The organism is Erwinia plantamica (assembly GCF_043420595.1).
Classification (GTDB): Bacteria; Pseudomonadota; Gammaproteobacteria; order Enterobacterales; family Enterobacteriaceae; genus Erwinia; species Erwinia aeris.
Genome location: NZ_JBGCUC010000002.1, coordinates 321,556 through 343,259, shown reverse-complemented (window position 1 = coordinate 343,259; position 21,704 = coordinate 321,556). Strand labels below are relative to the sequence as shown.

Sequence of the window (21,704 nt, the reverse complement as noted above, 5' to 3'; positions counted from 1 at the left end):
AGAATAAGCAGAATAAGCAGAATAAGCAGAATAAGCAGAATAAGCAGAATAAGCAGAATAAGCAGAATAAGCAGAATAAGCAGAATCAGCAGAATAAGCAGAATCAACTTACTAAGTTAATTTTTTTCTGATAATTGCATTGAGCCATACCTCATCGCCACGTCCGATACGTAAATCACCGGTCTGCCATATTTTTTCTGCCTCAAGAACGAAATCACTTCCCTTTTTGTCCTTAGAACCTGCCTGTCTTTTTATATCCGCCTTATTATTAGCCAAACTTACACTAATAGCTTCATTAACCTCATCTACCAATTTCTGTAACCCAGCCGCATCCAGATCGGTAAATCTGCGCCCATCCTTTTCCCGTTCGCCGCGGCCATATTTAAAAGAGAGATACCATACGCCGCCAGGCTTCAGCGCTATCGCCAGCTTCGTCATGACTTCAGGTAGTTCCGCTTCGGAAACATGCAGTAGCGACGCGCAACACCAGATACCATCATATTTTTCAACCGCAGCAACATCCTGAAAGCGCATCCGCTCCACAGGTTTGCCGGAGAGATGACGAGCCAGCGCAACCAGCTCCGCCGATGCATCAAAGGCTTCGACCGTAAAACCCATTTCGCTAAAGGCTTTGGCATCACGGCCTGAACCGCAGCCGGCATCAAGGATGCGCGCACCTGACCGCAGGCAGGTAATAAAAGGTTGGTAAAGCGCAGACATATCCACACTTACCGTATCGGTAAAAAACCGTTGGGCGTTCTGCCGGTAATAGTGTTCGTTTATCAAAAGAGACTGCCTCCCTGTGCCACTGGTTGCCACTCGTGGAGCAGGGCGAATTTTGCCGTACTCCAGTTTTTTTGCAGAAAGCTGTGCCGCAGCTGCGGCGTATTGCCGGTCTGGCGAATTAAAGTCTCTCGTAAAGGCAGATGGCTGTTAATAAAGTATTCGTTACGATCGTGCAGGCGCTGCAACAGCGTTATCGCAGGGATACGCGCAAGCTTACCCTGAGCGCCACGATTACAGGTCTGGCAGGCCAGCACCAGATTCCAGACGCCGTTGAGGTTGCCGATTTGTTCGCTGAGCATCAGCGGCAGAAAGTGATCGACATCAGCCAGGTTCTCCTCGCCACCGGCCACGCCAATCGGCCGGAAGCAATAAAAGCACAGGCCTTTCTGGTAGCCATTCAGGCTGCTGCGGCAGCTGGTAATGGTGACGCGGCGACCGCTCTGGCGGCTGAAAAGCATCTTGTCATTATCGTCGTAATCCACTGCAATCAGGTTGCGTGAAACGTTCATCGCCCAGGCTTCTTCAACCAGCCGCCATCTTGCATCCGTTTCCTCTACCAGGCTGGCAAAGTGTTCGTTTTCCGTCAGCTGATAAAAATTATCCGTAAGCCGAATACCTTTATGGCTTCGGCGTTCATCCAGGAAAAAGCGTTTGTCGATCTCGGCGTAATTCACATTATGAAAAGCATCAATTACGTTAGCGAATCCGCGCTTGACGGTAATGGCAATCAACAGTTCTTCGTTGATCTCGCCTGCGTTAAACTGCCTGCACGCCTCCAAAAATTCGCTACTTTTGCTGGTGATCTGCTTTGGCGCATGGCGCAGGTGGGCGCATAAATGCCGCACAAAGGGCACGGCCAGCGCTTCCAGCGTAATCAGATCGTTGTCCTGCTGCTTCAGGTCGTACAACGCATGGGCGAGCGCGAATTTATAGGAGGCGACGTTTTTGCCAAAAAGAATAACGCCGCGCCAGTAGTTTTCAAGGCGGGGATCGGCCTGGTAAAAGCGCATACAGGATCCTGTTTTGCGAGACAGCTCGAAAAATTCACGTAACAGGATCACATAACAAAAGCCGATGAATGTAAACCGTAAAGTCCGATGGCCGGCTCGATCCTTCTTAAGGCGAAATGCTTATCGTCAGCAGAGGTCACGATAACAAAATATTTACGCCGGATAATGGCCGCCAGGTGTTGGGCGACGCTGAAGAGATAACCAGCGTAAGAGGAAGGTAGGGACAGCGCAGGATAAAGCGTTACTCGCTTATCTGTTTGGCCGTTAGCGATTTCATTTATGCGAGTTGCTTATAGTAAGAAGTAATGCCAAACATTATAAAATTCACGCTGGTGTCAATTCTTCGCAGCCATTATCATTAACCAGCTATCACACAGATCCGTGAACTATGGAAATTCAGAACGGTTTAGAGGATTATTGGCGTATGGAGAATAAAAAGGCTATACGAGAAAAAATACTGAGTAATAATTTTACCCGTAAGGATTACTTTGTCTTTAAGAACAATGTGCAGCTTATAAAACAGATTTATCATCCGGACTTAACGGCGGGTATAGATCTGCCGGAAGCCATTACGCAGATGGCGGAAGATAGCACCAAACTCAGGAATATCGCTGTCGTATATGTTGTGCTGTTTCTTATCCTGTTATTCAGACATGATAAAGCCCAGGCCTTAATCAATATCATTGTTATCACCATAGTGCTGTTAATTATGCTATGGGCGAATGCTTGTCAGCGTAATTTACCCGTCAGTACCGAACTGCGTCTGATCAAGCTGGCTATTCGTATGCGAAAAATCCTCAAGGCACGCGCCCGTGAGGAAAAAGCCAGCATCAAAGCGGAAAAAAAACGACAGCGTGCAGGATAACCGCCGCCAGGCACAGGGATTTTCACAAAAAAAGGTCTTATCATGACCCGTTTTTCTCCCTCTCACCTAATCCAACAGCAAGGAATAGCTATGTTGCAAAAGGAAGTTTTCCCTCACCGTACTAAATGGGCCATTATCGTTATCGGGATGATAGCCGGGTTGCTCTGGGCTTTGCCGGATGGTTTTAACCTGCACGAACGTTATTCTCTGTATCTGCCGCCGCTCTCGTTAGCGATGGCCAGCATTCTGGCCTTCACGCTTTATCGTCTCCGCGCCGTCAGGCCCTGGCTCTGCGCCCTGCTGATATTGCCGATTATTGCCTTAATGACGGGGTGGTATCGCTGGAATTTCCCTACGCTGCCGCTGGGCGAATTTCACTTTAAAAATATCTGCGCCGTAATAGTTATGCTCAGCCTGGTTATGCCCATGCTGGTCGCCTTCTGCACTAAATCGCAGCAGGAACAGGATGGGTCACAGTGGAGCAGAGCAGTCGCCGAAACGCTGTGGCGCAACACTTTTACCCTGGCGGTCACTGGCTTAATGACCGGGCTGTTCTGGCTGGTATTGATGCTGTGGAGCAATCTCTTCAGCATCATCGGCATCACGCTCTTTGAGCAGCTTTTCTTTGATAACCGTTTTTTCCCGCCGATAGCGACCGGCGCGGTCATCGCTGCGGGCATTGTGTTTTGTCGACGCCTGCCGGGCGCTGCCGGTCTGTACAGGCATCTGGTTACGCGGGCTGTAAGCGTGCTGCTGCCTTTGCACGCGGTCGCCTTGCTGCTGTTCCTGGCCTGTTTGCCGTTTACCGGGCTGGCTATCATTCCCAAAGCTTTTTCAGCCACCACGCTGTTATTGACCATGACGCTGCTGATGCTGGCGTTCAGCGCCATCACTGGCGAAAGCGCGCCTGACCTGTCGCGCTGGCAGCGTGTTATTGCGCGCGTGGTGCTGGTTGCGCAGGCTCTGACTCCGCTATTGGCCGGGCTGGCTGTCTGGGCACTGTGGCTGCGCGTCGCGGAGTATGGCTGGACGGTGGAGCGGATCTACGCCGCTATGATTGCACTGCTGGCGGTGGCTGGCTCGCTGCTGCTGTCAGGATTCCAGCGCCGCGCCTGGTCACAGGGCGCGGGCAGCATGAACATTTTTATCGCGCTGATGCTGTCTCTGACGGCCTGCGGCTGGTTTTTACTGCATACGCCGGTAGCCGATCCGTGGCGCATTGCCGTGAAAAATCAGCTGGCGCGTTTTGCGCAGGGCCAGGCAAAAGTGGATGACATGGATCTCTATTTATTCAGTGATGCGGGACGCCGGGGGAAACAGGCGTTACAGAAGATAAGCCGTTATCCGCAGTGGCTCGACGAGCCTGTCCGGCAAAAAGCCGTGCTGGTGCGGCTGCTGGCAGAACGCGACACCAATAATGCTAACCCAACCGTTAGCGACCTTCAGCGCAGCATCCCGCTGCGGGCAGGCAGCGAAGCGCCGCCGGAAAGCTGGTGGCAGATGCAACACCTTGAGCCGGAGTCGGGCATCTGCCTGGTGGATACCGGTTCCTGCCTGGTGTGGATGCAGGATGTGAATAACGACGGCACGCCGGAAGTGCTGCTCTATAACCGCAATCAGCAGAGCATTACTCTCTATGCCCACCAGGCCACAGGCTGGGATCAGATTGGCAGCGTGACGCTGTCGGCAAGGCTGGAGCAGGCCCTGCGGGATAAAATACCTGAAACTGTAGTTAAGCCGTGGCGCGACCTGGAAGTGAACGGCCAGCGGCTTCCGGTGCAATACTACGGTTTCGAAGGACAATAGCGCATTACCCGCTTTTGCAGCCGTGCAGCATCAGGCCCGGCTGCAAAAGCGTTACGGCTGTCGTCGGCTGCGTTACCCTTTAACCTCCTCCCAGTTCAGCCCAAACCGTGCCAGATACTTACGCAGGCGATCGGCGTCGTTGGGCTGTTTCTTCCCCTGGCGGGAGACGGCAAACAGGCGTCGTCCCGCTTCGGAAAGCGAATCGGCCGTGCGGCAGACGCTCAGCACCGTCTGTAGCTGGCACTCGTCAAAGAGATCGTACTGCGCCCCGGAGCGCTCAGGCAGGGCAGCTTGCGATGCCGTAGTACGCCAGCTGGCGCGCAGCCGGGCGATCTCTTCTTCCGCCAGCTCCAGCGAAATTCTTCCCTGTTCCGCCAGCGTTGCCATCCGCGTGACGGCAGCGCCCAGCTCGCGGAAATTGCCTCGCCAGCTGGCTTCTGTCGAGCAGGCGAAGCGCAGAAAATGGCTTCTCGCTTCTTTATCAAAGCGCACCTGGGTCTGCTGTTCCCGGGCGTAACGTTCCAGCTCAAAATCCAGGTTGGGTTCGATATCCTCGCGGCGTTCGGCCAGGCCCGGCAGCTGAAACGTCCACATATTGATGCGGGCAAACAGATCTTCGCGAAAGCGGCCTTCGGCAACCCACTGCGGCATATCCCGGTGCGTGCCGGCAATCAGCTGGAAATCGCTGCTGACCTCTTTATCAGAGCCGTACGGGAAGAAGCGTTTCTCCTCGATGGCGCGCAGCAGCATCGCTTGCTCATCCAGCCCCAGCTCGGCTATCTCGTCCAGAAACAGCATGCCGCCGTCGGCTTCCCGCAGCAGCCCGCCGCGCGCCTGCTGTGCGCCGGTAAAAGCGCCCTTAACGTGGCCGAATAGCGTGGACATCGCGTTGTCGCCGCGCAGCGTGGCGCAGTTAACCGCCACGAATTTACCGGCCAGCCGATGGCGAGCATGGCGCAGCTGATAGATGCGCTCCGCAAGAAAAGATTTACCCGCGCCGGTGGGGCCGGTCAGCAGCATCGGGGCGTCCGAGCGCAGCGCCACGCGCTCAATCTGCTCGATCAGGCTGTTAAAGGTGGGATTGCGCGTCTCGATGCCGGATTTTAAAAACGAGGTAGAGTGCTGCTGCTCGCGCTGAAAACGGCTGGTCAGCGTGGCGTATCGGTTCAGATCGAGATCGATAATGGAATAGTGGCCGAGCGCGGTTGGCGTCTCCGAGCCCTTGCTGGCCGGGGAGGTCTGCAAAATGCGCGCGGGCAGATAGCGGGCTTCGGTCAGCAAAAACCAGCAGATTTGCGCCACGTGCGTGCCGGTAGTGATATGTACCAGATACTCTTCGGCGTCGGTATTAAAAGGATAGCGGCTGACAAAATCCAGCAAGCTGCCGTAGACCTCTTCAAAGTCCCAGGGATCTTCCAGCTTCACGCTGTGCAGCACCACCTGGGTGGCGGGCGAGGCCTGAATGATATCTTCCGCCACCTGCTGCGCCATACTGATATCACGCGGCTGATGCAGCAGCTCCAGCCTGTCGATCTGTAAGCCTTCCTGCTGGCAGAGCGCGACGGTTGGCCGCCATTTGCTCCAGCGGTTTGCCCGCTTGCCGCGTTTATCCAGCACCGTGCCCAGCACGCCGATGACTACGTTAGCTTTCATGCTTATCTCACAGGATAAATAAGTTATCCGCTAAGATAAATTGCTCTGTTGGTAATGGCAATGCGCAGGTGTGATATGACAATAAATATCAATAATAATCAAATAGATAAATTTTATTATGCAGCGTGGCGGTCTTCTGGCACGGCATTCGCAATAGTCAGGTCACAGCAATGAGGAAAACGATTATGAAAAACAGCTATCAGACTCTGCAGCAGGCGAAAGGCGTGCCGATAAAAATGTGGACCAACGGGGTGCCGGTTGAGCCAGAAGCGCGCGAGCAGCTGCTGAACACGGCGAAAATGCCGTTTATCTTTCGCCATCTGGCGGTGATGCCGGACGTGCATCTGGGCAAAGGCTCTACCATCGGCAGCGTGATCCCGACCAAAGGCGCAATTATCCCGGCAGCGGTCGGCGTAGATATCGGCTGCGGCATGATTGCGGTGCGCACCTCGCTGATGGCCCGCGATCTGCCGGACAATCTGTCGGGCGTGCGCAGCGCCATCGAACAGGCGGTGCCGCACGGCCGCACCAATACCCGTTCCGGTCGCGATAAGGGCGCCTGGCAGACGCCGCCGCAGGAGGTGGATCGCCACTGGGCCAAACTGGCGCCGCGCTTCAAGACGCTGACGCAAAAACATCCGGCGCTGTTCAAAACCAACAACTATCAGCATCTGGGAACGTTGGGAACGGGCAACCACTTTATTGAAGTCTGCCTGGACGAAAGCCAACAGGTCTGGGTCATGCTGCACAGCGGGTCGCGTGGCGTAGGGAACGCTATCGGTAACCTGTTTATCGCGCTGGCGCAAAAGGATATGCAGCGGCATATCGCCAATTTGCCGGATCGCAACCTCGCTTATTTTGAAGAGGGCAGCAGGCATTTTAACGACTACGTGGAAGCGGTGAGCTGGGCGCAGGATTACGCTCGTCACAATCGCGAAGCCATGATGGAGCGGGTACTGGCGGCGATGTCGCGCGTTATCAGCAAGCCTTTTACCACGCATCTGGAAGCGGTGAACTGCCACCACAACTACGTGGAGCGGGAAACGCACTTTGGCGAGTCGGTGCTGGTGACGCGCAAAGGCGCGGTCTCGGCGCAAAAAGGGCAGATGGGCATTATTCCCGGTTCGATGGGCGCGAAGAGCTTTATCGTGCGCGGCCTGGGTAACGAAGAGAGCTTCTGCTCCTGTAGCCACGGCGCGGGGCGCACCATGAGCCGCACGGCGGCGAAAGCCCGCTTTACAGTGGAGGATCAGCGACGCGCGACGGCGCACGTGGAGTGCCGAAAAGATAAAGAGGTCATCGACGAAATCCCGATGGCTTATAAAGATATTGATGCCGTCATGGCCGCCCAGTCTTCGCTGGTGGAAGTGGTGCATACGCTGTCGCAGGTTGTTTGCGTAAAAGGATAAAAAAATGAGAACGGGATTGCATGGCGTGGATAGCGCAATGCGCGAGCGCGTACGGGGCGTGCTGCGCCAGATAGAAGAAGAGCACTCGGTAAAAGTGCTGTATGCCTGCGAGTCGGGCAGCCGCGGCTGGGGTTTTGCCTCGCCGGACAGCGATTACGATGTGCGTTTTCTCTATGTACATCAACCTGAGTGGTATCTGCGTGTCGAGCCGCCGCGCGACGTTATCGAGCTGCCGATCGACGATACGCTGGACGTCTGCGGCTGGGAGTGGCGAAAAGCGTTGGGCCTGTTGAAGCGAGCCAATCCAACGCTGATTGAATGGCTGGATTCGCCGGTGATCTATCAGCAGGAAGCGGCCATCGTCGCCGATTTACGGCAAAGGATACCGGACTGGTTTTCGCCGTTACGGGCGCGCTGGCACTATCTCTCCATGGCAAGAAAGAACTTTCGTGGTTATCTGCAGGGCGACAGCGTGCGGCTGAAAAAGTACTTCTACGTATTGCGTCCGCTGCTGGCGGTGCAGTGGATAGAGGCCGGAAAAGGCGTGCCGCCGATGCGTTTTGAAGAGCTGCTGGCAGGAACGGTGACGGATCCCTTGCTGCTGGCTGAAATCGAACAGCTGCTGGCGCGCAAGCAGCGCGCAGGCGAAGCGGAATACGGCGAGCGTCTGGAGCGCATCCATGCATTTATCCGCCAGCAGCTGGACGAGAACCGTGTCAGCGAAGATCTGCCGGATAGCGAGCGGCGCGACTGCCGCGATCTGGACGCGTTGCTGATGAAAACCGTGCTGAGCATGGCGTAACTTACCAAAAAGGGAATAAAAAATGAAAGAGTGGATCGCCAACATTTTCCGTCAGCCTGATGAACAGCGTTTTCCGGTGGTGTGGTCGACAGAGCAGCGCGCCATCTATGGCTGGCTGGCGCCGTGGTCGCAGGAAACGGGCGTGCTGCCTGAAGCGGCACAGACGCTGCCGGACGAGCCTGCGCCGCAAGAAGATGGGCAAACGCTGCGCTGGGCACCCGGTGCGCTGGACGGCGCCTTCGGTCATCATATCGCGCACGGCAGCGATCGGGATAAAGCGGCTCAGGTGATGCAGGCGATTGTCCGCGTGCTGCGGCGGAGCAGCAGTAAAAACATGCAGGCGCTGTATCAGCTGGCAAAACAGGATACGCCGCTGAATTTTATCGACGATCTGCTGAAGACGATGGCCGCTTCTGAGGCTATTGACGCCCGCCGCCTGAGGGCACTGGCGGTGTTTCTGGCGACGCGGGCGCCGGACCGTCAGGTGGTGAAATTAGCGATGGCGCTGCTGGCTTTTTTCCCGTACCAGCAAAGCGTTGACCTGCTGCGCACATTAGGCAGCCACGATGAATTTACCCTGTATGCCGTGGTGGCGATGCGGGCTATCCTGCTGCCGGAGGAGTTCGCGCAGGAATGGCTGGCGCTGGCAAAGCGTACGACAGGCTGGGGACGTATCCAACTGATCGAGCGGCTGCCGGACGCGCCGGATCGGGCCATTCGTCAGTGGCTGTTAAGGGAAGGCTATAACAATGCCGTGATGGTGGAATATACCGCCTGGCACTGCGCCGAGCAGGGACGGCTGCACGAAGCATTAGAGGGCGAGGTTGATGCTGAGCTGCTTAAAGGCGCCGCTGAAATCCTGCGCGGCATGATTAGCGGTCAGCCCGGCCCCGCTATTGATGAATATTCCTTTGCCGCGCTGGCCTGCGAGCGTTACCTCACGCATATCCAGCCTGGCACAGTGGCCGACCTGCTGCATTATGAGGTGGCAGGCGACATCGGCAGGCTGGCGCATGAAGAAGAGTTTGCTGACGAGACGGAGCGGCAACGGCTGACAGCGCTGTACGAGCAGATCCGTGCCTTACCCGAGTGGCCCGCGCTGATTGAGGCCGGGCTGCATCATGATGACGCCATGATTTTTCATACGGCGCTTCAGCTTTGCAGAGAGCAGGGCGGCGATCCGTGGCCAGCCATTTATCATCGGCACCGTGAACGGCCGGAAGGGGGCCTCTGGTATCAGCTGATGCAAACCGACAACCCGGATTATATCGCGCAGGTTATCGCACTGGCGGAAAGCGAGCTGGATCTGACCGCCATCGCCTCCGGACCGCAAAAATCTCTGGGGATGGGGCCGCAGTATCAACAGCATTCGGCGCTCGACTTTATCCTGCAGGATTTAAAAGGTTTTCCCGGTCAGGGCTGGACGCTGATCCGGACAGGTTTAAAAAGCCCGGTGACGCGTAACCGTCATATGGCGCTGAATGCGCTGGAAGCCTGGCCGCAGGCTTTGCTGCCGGTGGAAGCCGTTGCGATGCTGGCAGAGGCCAAAAGCAAAGAGCCGGAAGAAGAGGTCCGGCAGAGGCTGACGCAGCTGCTCGGGCAGCTGGCGGAAAAGGATTGAACAGGACGCGCTCCGCTTGCAGGGCGCGTCGTTATATCGCCGGAACCACGCATTTTGCACGGATCGGCCAGCAACGCGCGACAGACAGTGCGCTGACTGACACCTATTAAATCAGCGATCTTTCAGGAAGCGTCTGCGCCACTACATCAAATCCGGTTTTATCGGCCCATACGTTTCTGTCACCAATCACAAAAATATTGTTCTTTGCTCTGGTGAGTGCCACGTTCAGTAGGTTGGGTTTGCTGGCTGCCCACTCTGCGCCGCCCTGATGAGCTACATCGCAGCCCAGCACCAAAATGACAATGTCATTCTCCTTGCCCTGAAAGGTATGTACGGTACCCACGTTTTTCCCGCGCCACGCTTTTAGTTCGGTTCGCGACAATCCTGTTTCCCTGACCAGTTTGTCCACCACACCCTGTTGTTGCAGAGCAGTGACAAGTCCAACCCGTACCGCTTTAAATGGCGTAATAACATAGATATTGGCGAGCGGATAACCAGCGGTAGAAAGCCTGAGGAGCAGGGCTTCCGTATCGCGAGCCAGTTCGGATTTATATTGCTTACGAGTACACTCGCCTTCCGACGAGTACCAGCAGTTGCTCAGGCCATTTTGTAGCGGCTGGCTGACAATGGCCCGATCGTCCAGCCCGTGGATCATGCGGTTATCATAGGCTATTCGGTTCGCTATGCTAAACATAGGTTCGATGCAGCGACGATGTACCCATAAAGGAATGCCCACCCATACTGGTTTGTTCATCACCGTCAACGTGCAGCCATACGGATTAGCGCGATCGGCAATCTGCTGTACCGACCATTTGGCTGGTGTCCACTCTTCGGCATCATTGGCTAACGCCGCCTCTGTCAGATATTTTGTCAGACGTGGCGGCGTGACAAATACCGGCTCAATCTGTAAGGGATCGCCCACCACCAGTACACGTCTTGCACGCCATAATGCGCCGACTGCCGCCTGTGGCAGCGCCTGACCAGCTTCATCTATCATTAGCCAACCCAGCTGCGCTTCCGCTACGCCACTGAACATACGACCCAGCGAAGCAAAGGTGGTTGAAACAACGGGCACTATCATAAATAAAAGCTGCCACATGCCTGGTGTATTGGCTTCTGAACCGGGAGCGTTTAAAAAGGTGCCCATCTTAAACAGGTTCTGGCGGAAGGTTTTGCTGCGTCTGGTGGCTTCTGCCAGCCAGGCCTGGTGCAGCGCCATCGCCGCAATAAATAGCAGCGAACGCTGGCGGTTGAGGGTTTCGTTCTGCCAGAAAGCATAGCGCTGCGTATCAGCATCCTGAATGCTATGTTGCGGTCCAGGGATAATGACGTCGGGAAGTTCTTGTTTAAGTTTTGCATGATGCAGAGCGGCGTCATGCAGGGCTGTTTTGACGTCGGTCCAGGTTTGCTTCGCGGCTTTTTCATCCTTTATGCATTGCGACAAAAGATTTCCTGCTGCGGCCAGTTTTTCGCGTGCAGCCAGTCTCTTTTTGCGCTCGTTAATCAGTTCACGATTTTTCTCGTCCAGTTGCTGAAGAAAGCCCTGGTAGTGCGTCCGCCTGAATAAACGCTGCAGCCAGCCGGGCTTGCGCTTCTGCAACGCCTCGTATTCCTCATGCAGGATGCTGACCTTCTCTTCCAAAAGATCGGCATATTGCTGAAGCTGCTTCTGCTTGCTTTCGGCTTCGTACCGATGTGAAGCCGCCTCGCTGTGTTTTATTTGCAGGGCATTAATTATTTTGCCATCGCTGTATTTCGCCAGCCAGGTAGTCAATTCGTCCAGCTGTTGGAGTTTCTGTTGCGACTGCACCACTTCTGCAAGCGCCGCGTTAAATTTTTCTTTAGCCTGTGAGAAGGAAAGCGGTGAGGCAGTCTTATACCAGCGCCAGTAATTGAGGAAATTAAACTTATCCGGACGCTGGGCTTCTTCGGTACTTTCTTTCTCAAAGTGTGTAGTAAAAAAGAACCGGTTACCAAATTTAGTCCGGTTTTTTTTATTGCCCATGACCGCTGCGATTAATCCCCAACACTGTTCCTCTTCCGCAAGGGGAAGAAGGTGACCATTCTTGTTATCCCGCGCGCTTAACTGATTGGCGACAGGACGCAAATAGTCTGCTTCGCAAAACTCCTTTGCCAGGGATTTACACTGAGGCAATTCACGAGAGATATTTTCTACTGCGGCATTATTATAGGAAGCTACCACCATTTCGAAACCGGTAAGGCTTTTGATCAGAAATCCTTCTTCGTTAAAGGCATCGGCTGCCTGTTCTAAAGAAGCCAGGACTTTGGCGCGTTCCACCACATTATGTGCCACCAGGTCACGCAGCATGGTGGTTTTCCCGGTTCCCGGAGGGCCATTTACCGAGAGTAAACCGCCTTCGACCAACTCCTGAAGAACGGTATTGATGGAAAACTGCTGCATCAGCGACAGGCTGAAGCGGGGATCGGAAGGCCAGCGACCATGTGGTGTATGCTGCGGCGCCAGATGACGAACAATAGTTTCCAGACCTTTGGGGGAATAAAGATCGCTGTGGCGATTCTGGCAAACTGAAAGATATTGATGCAATGCTTTGCCGCCTTCATCCTGAGCCACGGCCAGCATGGCCCGTTCAATATCTTCCAGAAAAAAGCTGTTGAGGATAGGCAGGACTTCATCGCTATTTTCCTGCTCTTCTTCTGCCTCGGCGATGACTGCCAGCTCGTTTTGCACATTTTGATTCTGTTCGGCTTTTTGCTGGGGCAGCCGCGGTAACTCTTTTTCTGCGGAGCGAGAAGCTTTTAAGGGATACCAGTCAAGCTGCAAAGCAAAAGGCGAAGGGGGGGCGTATTGCGCCCAGTGACATAAAATCTGCAAAAGTTCTGTCAGTGCGCCAGCGGTCAGATAAGGTTTGCCGGACTGTGGATGCACAGGCAATAAAAGAGTGAGCCGGTTCAGCTGCTCCGTTAACAACGTATTCCTGCTGCGGAAAGCTTCGACGGAAAGTTGAGCCGCAGATCCTTGCGAAAGCTGGCCGAGCGCCCAGGGTAAAGTACTGACCGACAGGCTTTTAAAGTCAGGCGTACCTTCTTTATCAACGGTCAGTTTGGCAAAGCAGGTCATACCATCCGTATCCAGCCGCTGTTCCTGCTCGTAGCCAGCGAGTGGAGAAGTCTCTTTGCCAAATAGCCTGTCGCTTAACAGCTCGGCCTCTTTTTTAGGGAACAATCCCAGGTGAAGAACATAGCGGACATCCGCATCTCTTATGCCTGCTCTTTCCCGCTGCGCGTCGTTCAGCCACGGTAATAAAGTATCACTGTACCTTTCCAGCTCTGATGCGGGGATCTGAATACTGGTTTCTTCTTCCTCAACATTATAGGTTTGGAAAAATTCAATAAGATGCCAGCTGTTGAGAATACGTAATGCCTGTTGCTTATCCACTTTGACTGTCCCTGACGCTGTGTATAAATCCATCAGCGATATATGCGCGTAATGACAAATAAAATTTATATATCAGCAGTGTAAAGGATCCATTCAGGCGGATCGAGAGAAACAGGAGGCAGGGTCTTTGATTTTAATAGCAATAAAGGGAAAGCATTAACTGACATCGTGCCTGTCAACCGGAAGGCGTGACATGAATGGGAGGCGTGGCAACGGTAGCCTGTTAGCAATATCCCGTTCGCCATGCCCGTACTTAAATGACAAATACATCATGCCGCCGTGCTGCGGCTCGGGCAGAACGGCGTGTTACGTAGTGGCTATTAAGAAAGAAGTGAAAGGTAAATAAGACTGGCCTTTGTTTATCCATTAAAATCCTTCAGGAATTTCTCTCATGGAGCGACAGCTTGAATCATCTTTATAAATTGGTTTTTACCGCACTAACTATCTTTGCCGCCCCGGTTATCGCCCAGGAAAGCGGCGTATCCTTTTATCATAAGGCGTGGTCAGTGGCCTGCGATAACACTTTAACCTGCCGTATCGGCGGCCATAGCGTACAGGAGAATGTGGGCGGCGTGCTGCTGACGCGGGCACCTGGCGAGCATACGGCTACCGCTGGCGAAATTATCCTGCCGGAAGACAGGGAAAACGAGGCGCCGGTAAAAAAACTGACGCTGTGGCTGAACGGCCAGCCTGCGGGCGAAGCGACGCAGAAGGCTAACCGCTGGTGGTTGTCAGAAGCGCAAACGCTGGCGCTGATCGATGCCGTTAAAGGCAGCGGCACGGTCGGGTTCAAAAGCGATCGCGAAAGCTTTCAGCTTTCCGGCGACGGCGCCTATGCGGCGCTGCTGAAAGTGGATGACGTGCAGGGCCGTATCGGTACGCCAGGCGCCTGGGTTAAAAAAGGCGACAGGCCCGAAAGCGGTGTCGCTAAGGCCGTGGCTATGCCGGTGATCCAGGCGGTAAAAGTCAGCCCCGCTCAATCCTCTGTATTAACCAAAAAAGAGGCTGAAGCGCTCAGGCCGCAGCTGCTTGCCGTCTTAACCAGCGAGCAGCAGTGCGATTATCTGACCTCGGTTGGGGAAAAGGACGTCAATGGCAATATTATCAGCGGCGATATTACCGCCACGCCGCTGGATGATACGCACACGCTGCTTTCCACCCAGTGCTGGGGCGCGGCCTATAACCAGGGATACGGTTACTGGGTCACCGACGGCCAGCTAAAAGCGAAGCCTGTTGCCGTGACCACTGACGCGCAAACCTGGCACGATGGCGTGATTACCAATGTCTTTATGGGAAGCAGCGCCGGCAGCTGCGCGTCTAAGGAAGAATGGATCTGGGATGGCGCAGCGTTTCGTCAAAGCCTGGCAACCATCAACGATGGCTGCTGGTTTCCCCGCACCCTGGGCAACAGAGAGATACCTGGGCTGGTATCAGAAATAAAACGTGAGGGAATAAAGTGAATCGTAAACTGATGTTTTTTGCGCTGGCGACGCTCTCCCTGTCGGCACTGGCCAGTCATAGCGGCGTAACCTTTGAACACAAAGACTGGGAAGTAGCCTGCGACAACACGCTGACCTGCCGCGTTGCGGGCTATGCCAAAGAAGACGATCCGTCCGGTTCCGTCTTGCTTACCCGTACCGCCGGCCCCGGAACGGTGCCGACGGGCGAAGTGACGCTGGCCGACAGCGCAGAAGACAGCGCGCCGGTACAAAAGCTGACGCTGTGGATCGACGGGAAATCCGCGGGCGATCTCGTGGCGGCTGACGACAACTGGCGGCTGTCGGCTGGCCAGACGGCAGCGTTACTCAACGCCGTCAAAGGCAGCGGTAAAGTGGAATTTAAAGGCGGCGCGACGCCTTTTCTGCTTTCCGGCGAGGGCGCTTATGCCGTGCTGCTGAAAGCTGACGACGTGCAGGGCCGCATCGGCACGCCTGGCGCGCTCACCAAAAAGGGCGATAAGCCGGAAAGCAGCGTAGCTCAGGCGGTACCCGTGCCGGTTATTCACGCAGCAAAAACCCGCAGCGGCGAACCTCGTTCGCTGACCGCGCCAGAAATCGCCGCGCTGAAAACCCGACTGCTTGCAACGGTCAATCAAAATGACGATGACATGTGCGACAGCCTGGTTTCACCGGCAGAAAATGCTATTCCGGAAAACGACGGGCTGACCCTTACGCCACTGGATGACGGCCACGCTTTGCTTTCGGCGCTCTGCTGGCGCGCGGCTTATAACGAAGGGTATGGCTACTGGGTTATCGATAACCAACTAAAAGGTAAGCCGGTGCTGGTGACCATTTCCGGCTCGGATTATGAAAAAGGCGTGATTACCGATGTGCAGAAAGGCCGGGGTATCGCAGACTGCATGAGCCTGAAAAGCTGGGTGTGGGATGGCCAGGCTTTCCGCAAAAGCCGCGACGCCATGACCGGCATGTGTCGTTATATTCATGCGGGCGGCACCTGGGATCTGCCCACGCTGGTAACGGACGTGAAGCCCTGAAAGCGAACTCACTAAAAAACTGTCAATATCGTGCATACCCGGCCTGAAGCCGGGTTTTCTTTGCAGGCGGAAAGGTAAAGATTATTTTTAATTCCTTCCGCTTCTCCGCAAAAATTTCCCGTATCCGGACAAACTAATCCAGAGCCGCTCAGCCGCCGTCGTTGCTAATCTGTCGCCCTTAAATGGCGGACGTTTTGTTAAGGATAAGGGCGTGGCGAAGATTTTCTCTGTCCCGAATATTTACCATGGTGAAAATGCGCTGGCAGCGCTGAGTCAGCTTGGGCTGAAAAAAGTCGCCATCGTCACCGACGAATTTATGCTCTCATCCGGCAAAGTAAATCAGCTGATCGCCTTGATGCCCCAGGCTTCGATCATCATCTATAGCGAGGTCAAAGCCGATCCCACTACCACGCTGCTACAGGCAGGCGCGGAAAAATGTAAAGTCTTCAGGCCGGATACGATTATCGCGCTTGGCGGCGGTTCCGCGTTGGATGCGGCCAAAGGCATTAAGGCCACCCTTGAAGAGTACGATCCTCTTTATCACATCAGGCTGATTGCCGTTCCCACGACCAGCGGCTCCGGGTCAGAGGCGACAACCTACGCCGTTTTTTCCGACCCATACAGCGGCAGCAAATATCCGTTGGTCGCTGACGCGCTGCTGCCGGATATCACCCTTCTTGACGCCCGGCTGGTGGTCAGCGTCCCCGCGAGCGTCACGGCGGATACCGGTATGGACGTGCTGACCCACGCGGTTGAAGCGCTGGTCTCCACAGAAGCAAACGACTTCAGCGATGCGCTGGCGGAAAAAGCCATTGCGCTGACCGCCCGCTATTTACCCCAGGCTTACCGTGAACCGCACGACCTCAGCGCGCGGGCGCATATGCATCACGCTTCCTGCATGGCGGGCATGGCGTTCAACTCGGCGGGGCTGGGGCTGGTTCACGGCATGGCCCATGCCGTCGGCGGCAGGCTGCATCTTGCGCATGGCAGGATCAACGCCATGCTGCTGCCATTAGTGATTGAATTTAATAGCGAAATGCAAGGTGCGCAGGCTCGCTACCAGCAGTGCGCGCGGTTGATGGATGCCGACAGCCTGGCGCAGGCCGTTCGCACGCTTAACCAGCAGTTTGCCATCCCGGCAACGTTAAAAGAGATGGGCGCGGATCTGGCCCGGTTTGCCACCTTACGCGGTGAACTGATCCAGGCGGCGCTGGCCGATGGCTGTACAGCAACCAATCCACGCCGTGCCAGCGAGCAGGATATCGATCGCCTGCTGTCGCGCCTGGCGGGCGAGTAAACAGCAAGGAAGAAAGGATGAAGACGGATACGCAACGGCAGGCCAGAAGCATCACGCAGCAGATTTTACAGGAGCTGGCGGCAGGACGAAAAAGCCAGCCGCTGACTATTGCCGTCGGCGTCTCCAACCGGCACGTGCACCTGAGCCGTAAAGAGATGGACATGCTGTTCGGCTACGGTTCGTCGCTGACCCGGATGAAAGCGTTAAAGCAGCCCGGTCAGTTCGCCGCACAGGAAACCGTCACGCTGCGCGGGCCGAAAGGCGAGCTACAGCGCGTGCGGGTGCTGGGGCCGCTGCGTAACGTCACGCAGGTTGAGATTTCAGTGGCGGACGGCTTTGTCCTTGGCATCGGCGCGCCGGTAAGAATGTCCGGCGAGCTGCAGGGATCCCCTGGCATCACGCTGGTAGGGCCGCATGGCGAAGTGGCGATACCGGAGGGCGTTATCGTCGCATGGCGGCATCTCCATATTTCGCCTGAGGAAGCGGCGCGGCACGGCCTGACGGACGGCGCGGAAATAGCGGTGGAAACCCAGGGGCCGCGTGCGGGCGTATTGCGCCATGTGAAGGTGCGCGTCAGTGCAGAAGCGCTGGCGGAGATCCACCTGGATCAGGAAGAGGCTAACGCGCTTGGGCTGCGTAATGGCGATCGGGTGCAGATCAAAAGCTACGGGCCGAAGGTGGCGTGATCGTGCAGCCGGATCTTTCCCGCCAGCTCGATAGCATTATCAGTCGTCTGCTGGTGCGGCAAAGGCAGGGCATGGTCAGAGTGGTGATCACGGGAACGGATCCGCGCGTCCTGCCGGAAACGCTGGCTGCGCTGGAGGCGCTGAGTCAGGCCGGATACGGCCTGCGGGTCACGCTTTCCCACAGCGCCAGCCTGTCTGCCGTTTACGGAGCATTTCAATGCTGGCGGGAAGGGTTCGCGCCTGAACTGCTTTACGACACGCAAATGCCGCAGGCGGAAGAAGAGTACGGCGAGCTATTTCTCCCGGCGATCTCAGGCAACAGCCTGGCGAAAATCGCGTTATGCCTTAGCGACAACGTTGCCAGCGCCTGGGCTTTTCATGCGCTGTGCCACAGCCGGAAAATCATCGTCACGCTGGGCGACGAGTTTACCCACGCGGCGCTGCCGGAGGCGATGCGGGAGCAGCTGCATCGCTATATCGCCACGCTGAAAAGCTGGGGGATCGTTTTTCCCGGTGTAACAACACAGAGCAAGGGTAAGCAACTGATTTCGCTGGCAGATATCCGTCAGCAGCCCGCAGGCACGACGCTGCGGCCAGGCCGAAACGCGCTGATCACGCCAGCCGCTCAGGACGAGATACGGCGGCGGCACATCATTTTATACAAGGACTGACTATGTATCTGGCTAAAGTCACGGGCGCGCTGGTATCGACCAGCAAGCATCCTTCGCTGAACGGCGCCAAGCTGCTGATCGTGGCTCGCCTGAACGAGCATCATCAGCCCACGGGCAGCGCCCAGGTCGCGGTTGACTGCGTGGGCGCCGGCAACGGGGAAACGGTTATCGTCAGCTCGGGAAGCTCGGCACGCATGAGCAACGGCGAGCATTCGGTGATCGATGCGGCAGTGGTGGGCATTGTCGATGCGCTGGATCTCAACGGATAGCAAAAGGAAGCGCACTTATGTCGGTAAAGGAGAGTCTGGACAGCCTGATCCAGCAGGCCATTAATTCGCATCCGTCGCGGCATCACTCGCTGAGCCTCTCTGCGGCAGCGGCGCTGGCGGCGATTGCTTATGAGGTTGCGCAGGAATATGAAGTGCCAATCGTGTTCAGCCTGGTAGATACGGCCGGACAGCAGCGCTGGTTTTTCAGCATGGATGATGCGCTGCTGGTCAGCCACCGCCTGGCGACGGAAAAGGCCTGGACCGCCGTGGCGCTGAGGATGGCGACGCACGAGCTGGCGCAGCAGGTACGGCCGGGCGCGAGCCTGGAGGGCTTACCGCAGCAGGGGATCTGCTGTCTTGGCGGCGGTTTACCCTGCTGGTCGCAGACGCGGCTGCTGGGCGGAATAGGCATCAGCGGCGGCAGCGTCGCGCAGGATATCGCCATCGCCCGCGAGTCGCTTGCCCGCTTCAGTCAGGCGCACTTTTTACTCACGCCTTCCCGACCCTAAAACGGATTTCAGAGGTCATTATGTCTACAACAACAGTTTTGGTTATCAACTGCGGCTCTTCTTCGTTGAAATTTTCTGTGCTGCCGCTGGAGGGCGAAACGCCGCTGCTTTCCGGGCTGGCGGAAAGGCTGGGGTTGGATAACGCCGCTATCACCTTTAAGGATGAGGCGGGAAAAACCACCCAGCTTCTGGCGCAGCCAACGCACCATTGCGCGCTGCAAACGCTGTTTGCCGTGCTGGCAGAGAAAGCGCTGCTCTCCTCGCTGTGCGCCATCGGGCATCGCGTTGCGCACGGCGGCAGCGAGTTTCAACGCTCGGTGCTGCTCACGCCCGCGGTGATCGACCAGATCCGCCAGCTGGCGGATCTGGCGCCCCTGCATAATCCCGCCAACCTTATCGGCATCGACACCGCGCTGGCTTTGCTGCCCGCGCTGCCGCAGGTGGCGGTGTTTGATACGGCTTTTCATCAGACGCTGCCGCCGGAAGCTTTTACCTATGCCATACCGCTGGAATACCGCGAGCGCTACAAAATCCGACGCTACGGTTTTCACGGTACGTCGCACCGCTTTGTCGCCGCCGAAGCGGTCAGGCTGCTGGATCTCGATCCGCAGGATCACGGCCTGGTGATTGCCCATCTGGGCAACGGATCTTCGCTCTGCGCGGTACGCAACGGGCAAAGCGTGGATACCACAATGGGCATGACGCCGCTGGAAGGGCTGGTGATGGGCACGCGCTGCGGCGACGTCGATTTTGGCGCGATGGCTTACCTGGCGACATGCAGCGGGCAGCCCATCGAGGCGCTGGGCGAGATGGCTAATAACCGTTCAGGCCTGCTGGGGCTTTCCGGGCTGTCCAGCGACTGTCGCACCTTGCAGGAAGCACGCGCCAAAGGCGATGCGCGGGCGACGCTGGCGATTGACGTTATGGTGCACCGGCTGGCGCGGCATCTGGGCGGCCAGTTTGCCGCGCTGCACCGGCTGGACGCTCTGATCTTTACCGGCGGCATTGGCGAAAACTCGGCGCTGGTGCGCGAGCTGACTCTGGCCAGGCTGGAGATCTTCGGCTTCCGCCTGGATCGTAACAGGAATCAGGCGATAGCGGGCGGCGCCGCGGGCACGATTTCCGCCGACGATTCGCCGACCGTGATGGTCATTCCCACCAATGAAGAAAAAATGATTGCGCAGGATGCGGCCAGGCTTGCCGCCGCGCCCGAACGATAACGCGCAAAATAATCTTACTGGCGGACAAAATATTTTTTCGCGTCCGCCTTAACATCGCAATCGGGCGTGGCCTCAGAGGCGCGTCTTTTTATCAGTCAAACAAACGAGGTCATTATGCAGCAGGAAGCGCTGGGCATGGTTGAAACAAAGGGGCTGGTTTCCGCCATTGAAGCGGCAGATACCATGGTGAAATCGGCCAATGTGACGCTGGTCGGCTACGAGAAAATCGGTTCCGGGCTGGTCACGGTGATGGTACGCGGCGACGTGGGCGCGGTAAAAGCGGCAACCGATGCCGGTTCCGTGGCAGCGGCCAAGGTCGGCGAGCTGGTCTCGGTTCACGTGATCCCACGCCCGCATGTTGAAGTAGAAAAAATATTAAAAACGGCCACGGAGTAACGGCCTGAGGACAAGCCATGCAGGACAATCTTGTCGAACAGATTATTTCCAGGGCTATCGGCCAGCCAGAGAAGCGTAGCGGCTGCGGCCTGACCGAGTTTGTCGGTACCGCGCTCGGCCATACCATCGGCCTGGTGATCGCCAATGTCGATAGCCAGCTTCATGAGGTGATGGCTATCGACGGCCGGTTCCGCTCGCTGGGCATTATCGGCGCCAGAACCGGCGCAGGCCCGCATATTTTCGCTGCGGATGAAGCCGTTAAGGCCACCAACAGCGAGATCGTCGCCATTGAGCTGGCGCGCGATACGGAAGGCGGCGGCGGACACGGCTGCCTGATCCTGTTCGGCGCGGCAGACGTCCCGGATGTGCGTCGGGCGGTGGAGGTCACGCTGGGTGAAATCGAACGGACGATGGGCGATGTTTACGGCTCGCCGGCCGGGCATCTGGAATTTCAGTACACCGCCCGCGCCAGCCACGCGCTGAATAAAGCCTTCGGCGCGCCGGTTGGCAAAGCGTTCGGTATGACCTGCGCTTCGCCAGCGGCGATAGGCATCGTTATCGCCGACGTGGCGGCCAAGGCGGCGGTTATTGAACCTGTTGGCTACGCCAGCCCGGCCAAAGGCACCAGCTTCAGCAACGAGGCGATCTTTACTTTCGCTGGCGATTCCGGCGCGGTGCGCCAGGCGGTCACGGCCGCGCGCGAAGTGGGATTACAGCTGTTGGCCACGCTCGATCCGGCGCCCATCCACTCAACTACCACACCCTATATCTGATCGCGCGGTAAGGAAGGGA

General features: G+C 56.5%; 19 protein-coding genes. 15 read left to right on the top strand and 4 right to left on the bottom strand.

Translation table 11 applies throughout. The annotated features are described in order from the left end of the window. Positions 1–111 precede the first annotated feature (111 nt). Positions 112–783, bottom strand: a complete 672-nt coding sequence (locus AB3U87_RS03380; protein WP_394148413.1) for a class I SAM-dependent methyltransferase — start codon at positions 781–783, stop codon at positions 112–114. Beyond that, positions 783–1,796, bottom strand: a complete 1,014-nt coding sequence (locus tag AB3U87_RS03375) for an HNH endonuclease family protein (protein ID WP_253458089.1) — start codon at positions 1,794–1,796, stop codon at positions 783–785. The genes AB3U87_RS03380 and AB3U87_RS03375 overlap by 1 nt, the downstream gene beginning before the upstream one ends. A gap of 388 nt (positions 1,797–2,184) precedes the next feature. Here AB3U87_RS03375 and AB3U87_RS03370 point away from each other — a divergent pair, with 388 nt between their 5' ends. Further along, on the top strand, positions 2,185–2,661 hold the full coding sequence (locus tag AB3U87_RS03370) for a hypothetical protein (RefSeq protein WP_394148403.1): 477 nt from the start codon (positions 2,185–2,187) through the stop codon (positions 2,659–2,661). A gap of 90 nt (positions 2,662–2,751) precedes the next feature. Beyond that, the gene (locus AB3U87_RS03365) at positions 2,752–4,467 is read left to right on the top strand and encodes a DUF4153 domain-containing protein (RefSeq protein WP_394148401.1); all 1,716 of its coding nucleotides are present in this window, start codon (positions 2,752–2,754) and stop codon (positions 4,465–4,467) included. Positions 4,468–4,539: 72 nt separating this feature from the next. Here AB3U87_RS03365 and rtcR read toward each other — a convergent pair whose 3' ends face one another. Then, positions 4,540–6,120: an RNA repair transcriptional activator RtcR gene (gene rtcR, locus AB3U87_RS03360; protein ID WP_394148399.1), complete on the bottom strand. Its 1,581-nt coding sequence runs from the start codon at positions 6,118–6,120 to the stop codon at positions 4,540–4,542. Between the two features lie 182 nt (positions 6,121–6,302). On the opposite strand from rtcR, the gene AB3U87_RS03355 reads away from it, so the two are divergent. From AB3U87_RS03355 to AB3U87_RS03345, 3 genes are read left to right on the top strand one after another with little or no spacing between them, the layout of a single operon-like run. Continuing rightward, a complete protein-coding gene (locus AB3U87_RS03355; protein WP_369896296.1) occupies positions 6,303–7,529 on the top strand; it encodes an RtcB family protein in 1,227 nt (408 codons plus the stop codon). Positions 7,530–7,533: 4 nt separating this feature from the next. After that, entirely contained in the window at positions 7,534–8,331 is a 798-nt protein-coding gene (locus AB3U87_RS03350) for a nucleotidyltransferase domain-containing protein (RefSeq protein ID WP_394148397.1), read from the top strand. 22 nt (positions 8,332–8,353) lie between these two features. Beyond that, positions 8,354–9,952 (top strand): hypothetical protein, encoded by a 1,599-nt coding sequence (locus AB3U87_RS03345; protein WP_394148395.1) that lies wholly within the window; start codon positions 8,354–8,356, stop codon positions 9,950–9,952. A 106-nt stretch (positions 9,953–10,058) separates the two neighbouring features. On the opposite strand, the gene AB3U87_RS03340 is transcribed toward AB3U87_RS03345, so the two are convergent. Next, positions 10,059–13,370, bottom strand: a complete 3,312-nt coding sequence (locus AB3U87_RS03340) for a DEAD/DEAH box helicase (RefSeq protein ID WP_394148393.1) — start codon at positions 13,368–13,370, stop codon at positions 10,059–10,061. A 404-nt stretch (positions 13,371–13,774) separates the two neighbouring features. Here AB3U87_RS03340 and AB3U87_RS03335 point away from each other — a divergent pair, with 404 nt between their 5' ends. From AB3U87_RS03335 to pduB, 10 genes are all read left to right on the top strand, one after another. Next, positions 13,775–14,830: a DUF1176 domain-containing protein gene (locus AB3U87_RS03335; RefSeq protein WP_394148391.1), complete on the top strand. Its 1,056-nt coding sequence runs from the start codon at positions 13,775–13,777 to the stop codon at positions 14,828–14,830. Between the two features lie 11 nt (positions 14,831–14,841). Next, positions 14,842–15,864 carry a DUF1176 domain-containing protein gene (locus AB3U87_RS03330; RefSeq protein WP_394148411.1) on the top strand — a complete coding sequence of 341 codons (1,023 nt, stop codon included), beginning with the start codon at positions 14,842–14,844 and terminating at the stop codon, positions 15,862–15,864. 211 nt (positions 15,865–16,075) lie between these two features. After that, positions 16,076–17,161, top strand: coding sequence for a 1-propanol dehydrogenase PduQ (locus tag AB3U87_RS03325; RefSeq protein ID WP_253458108.1), 1,086 nt, complete (start codon positions 16,076–16,078; stop codon positions 17,159–17,161). A 17-nt stretch (positions 17,162–17,178) separates the two neighbouring features. Further along, positions 17,179–17,847: a phosphate propanoyltransferase gene (pduL, locus tag AB3U87_RS03320; protein WP_394148389.1), complete on the top strand. Its 669-nt coding sequence runs from the start codon at positions 17,179–17,181 to the stop codon at positions 17,845–17,847. After that, positions 17,844–18,518 carry a hypothetical protein gene (locus AB3U87_RS03315; RefSeq protein WP_394148387.1) on the top strand — a complete coding sequence of 225 codons (675 nt, stop codon included), beginning with the start codon at positions 17,844–17,846 and terminating at the stop codon, positions 18,516–18,518. Before pduL ends, AB3U87_RS03315 begins: the two co-directional genes overlap by 4 nt. A gap of 2 nt (positions 18,519–18,520) precedes the next feature. Further along, positions 18,521–18,787, top strand: a complete 267-nt coding sequence (locus tag AB3U87_RS03310) for a EutN/CcmL family microcompartment protein (RefSeq protein ID WP_301729986.1) — start codon at positions 18,521–18,523, stop codon at positions 18,785–18,787. Positions 18,788–18,804: 17 nt separating this feature from the next. Beyond that, positions 18,805–19,296 carry a GlcG/HbpS family heme-binding protein gene (locus AB3U87_RS03305; RefSeq protein WP_394148385.1) on the top strand — a complete coding sequence of 164 codons (492 nt, stop codon included), beginning with the start codon at positions 18,805–18,807 and terminating at the stop codon, positions 19,294–19,296. A gap of 20 nt (positions 19,297–19,316) precedes the next feature. After that, complete coding sequence (gene tdcD / locus AB3U87_RS03300) at positions 19,317–20,516, top strand: propionate kinase (protein ID WP_394148383.1); 1,200 nt, start codon at positions 19,317–19,319, stop codon at positions 20,514–20,516. Between the two features lie 114 nt (positions 20,517–20,630). After that, positions 20,631–20,912 (top strand): propanediol utilization system shell hexameric protein GrpH, encoded by a 282-nt coding sequence (gene grpH / locus AB3U87_RS03295; protein ID WP_253458125.1) that lies wholly within the window; start codon positions 20,631–20,633, stop codon positions 20,910–20,912. 17 nt (positions 20,913–20,929) lie between these two features. Beyond that, the gene (pduB, locus tag AB3U87_RS03290; protein WP_394148381.1) at positions 20,930–21,685 is read left to right on the top strand and encodes a propanediol utilization microcompartment protein PduB; all 756 of its coding nucleotides are present in this window, start codon (positions 20,930–20,932) and stop codon (positions 21,683–21,685) included. Positions 21,686–21,704: the final 19 nt, after the last annotated feature.

Excerpts from the sequence above, each read along its gene's own strand:
- AB3U87_RS03330 (WP_394148411.1), top strand. The coding sequence starts at position 14,842 with ATGTTTTTTGCGCTGGCGACGCTCTCCCTGTCGGCACTGGCCAGTCAT.
- AB3U87_RS03345 (WP_394148395.1), top strand. The coding sequence starts at position 8,354 with ATGAAAGAGTGGATCGCCAACATTTTCCGTCAGCCTGATGAACAGCGT.
- AB3U87_RS03375 (WP_253458089.1), bottom strand. The coding sequence starts at position 1,796 with ATGCGCTTTTACCAGGCCGATCCCCGCCTTGAAAACTACTGGCGCGGC.
- AB3U87_RS03310 (WP_301729986.1), top strand. The coding sequence starts at position 18,521 with ATGTATCTGGCTAAAGTCACGGGCGCGCTGGTATCGACCAGCAAGCAT.
- grpH (WP_253458125.1), top strand. The coding sequence starts at position 20,631 with ATGCAGCAGGAAGCGCTGGGCATGGTTGAAACAAAGGGGCTGGTTTCC.
- AB3U87_RS03365 (WP_394148401.1), top strand. The coding sequence starts at position 2,752 with ATGTTGCAAAAGGAAGTTTTCCCTCACCGTACTAAATGGGCCATTATC.
- AB3U87_RS03305 (WP_394148385.1), top strand. The coding sequence starts at position 18,805 with ATGTCGGTAAAGGAGAGTCTGGACAGCCTGATCCAGCAGGCCATTAAT.
- AB3U87_RS03370 (WP_394148403.1), top strand. The coding sequence starts at position 2,185 with ATGGAAATTCAGAACGGTTTAGAGGATTATTGGCGTATGGAGAATAAA.
- pduB (WP_394148381.1), top strand. The coding sequence starts at position 20,930 with ATGCAGGACAATCTTGTCGAACAGATTATTTCCAGGGCTATCGGCCAG.
- rtcR (WP_394148399.1), bottom strand. The coding sequence starts at position 6,120 with ATGAAAGCTAACGTAGTCATCGGCGTGCTGGGCACGGTGCTGGATAAA.
- AB3U87_RS03350 (WP_394148397.1), top strand. The coding sequence starts at position 7,534 with ATGAGAACGGGATTGCATGGCGTGGATAGCGCAATGCGCGAGCGCGTA.
- tdcD (WP_394148383.1), top strand. The coding sequence starts at position 19,317 with ATGTCTACAACAACAGTTTTGGTTATCAACTGCGGCTCTTCTTCGTTG.
- pduL (WP_394148389.1), top strand. The coding sequence starts at position 17,179 with ATGAAGACGGATACGCAACGGCAGGCCAGAAGCATCACGCAGCAGATT.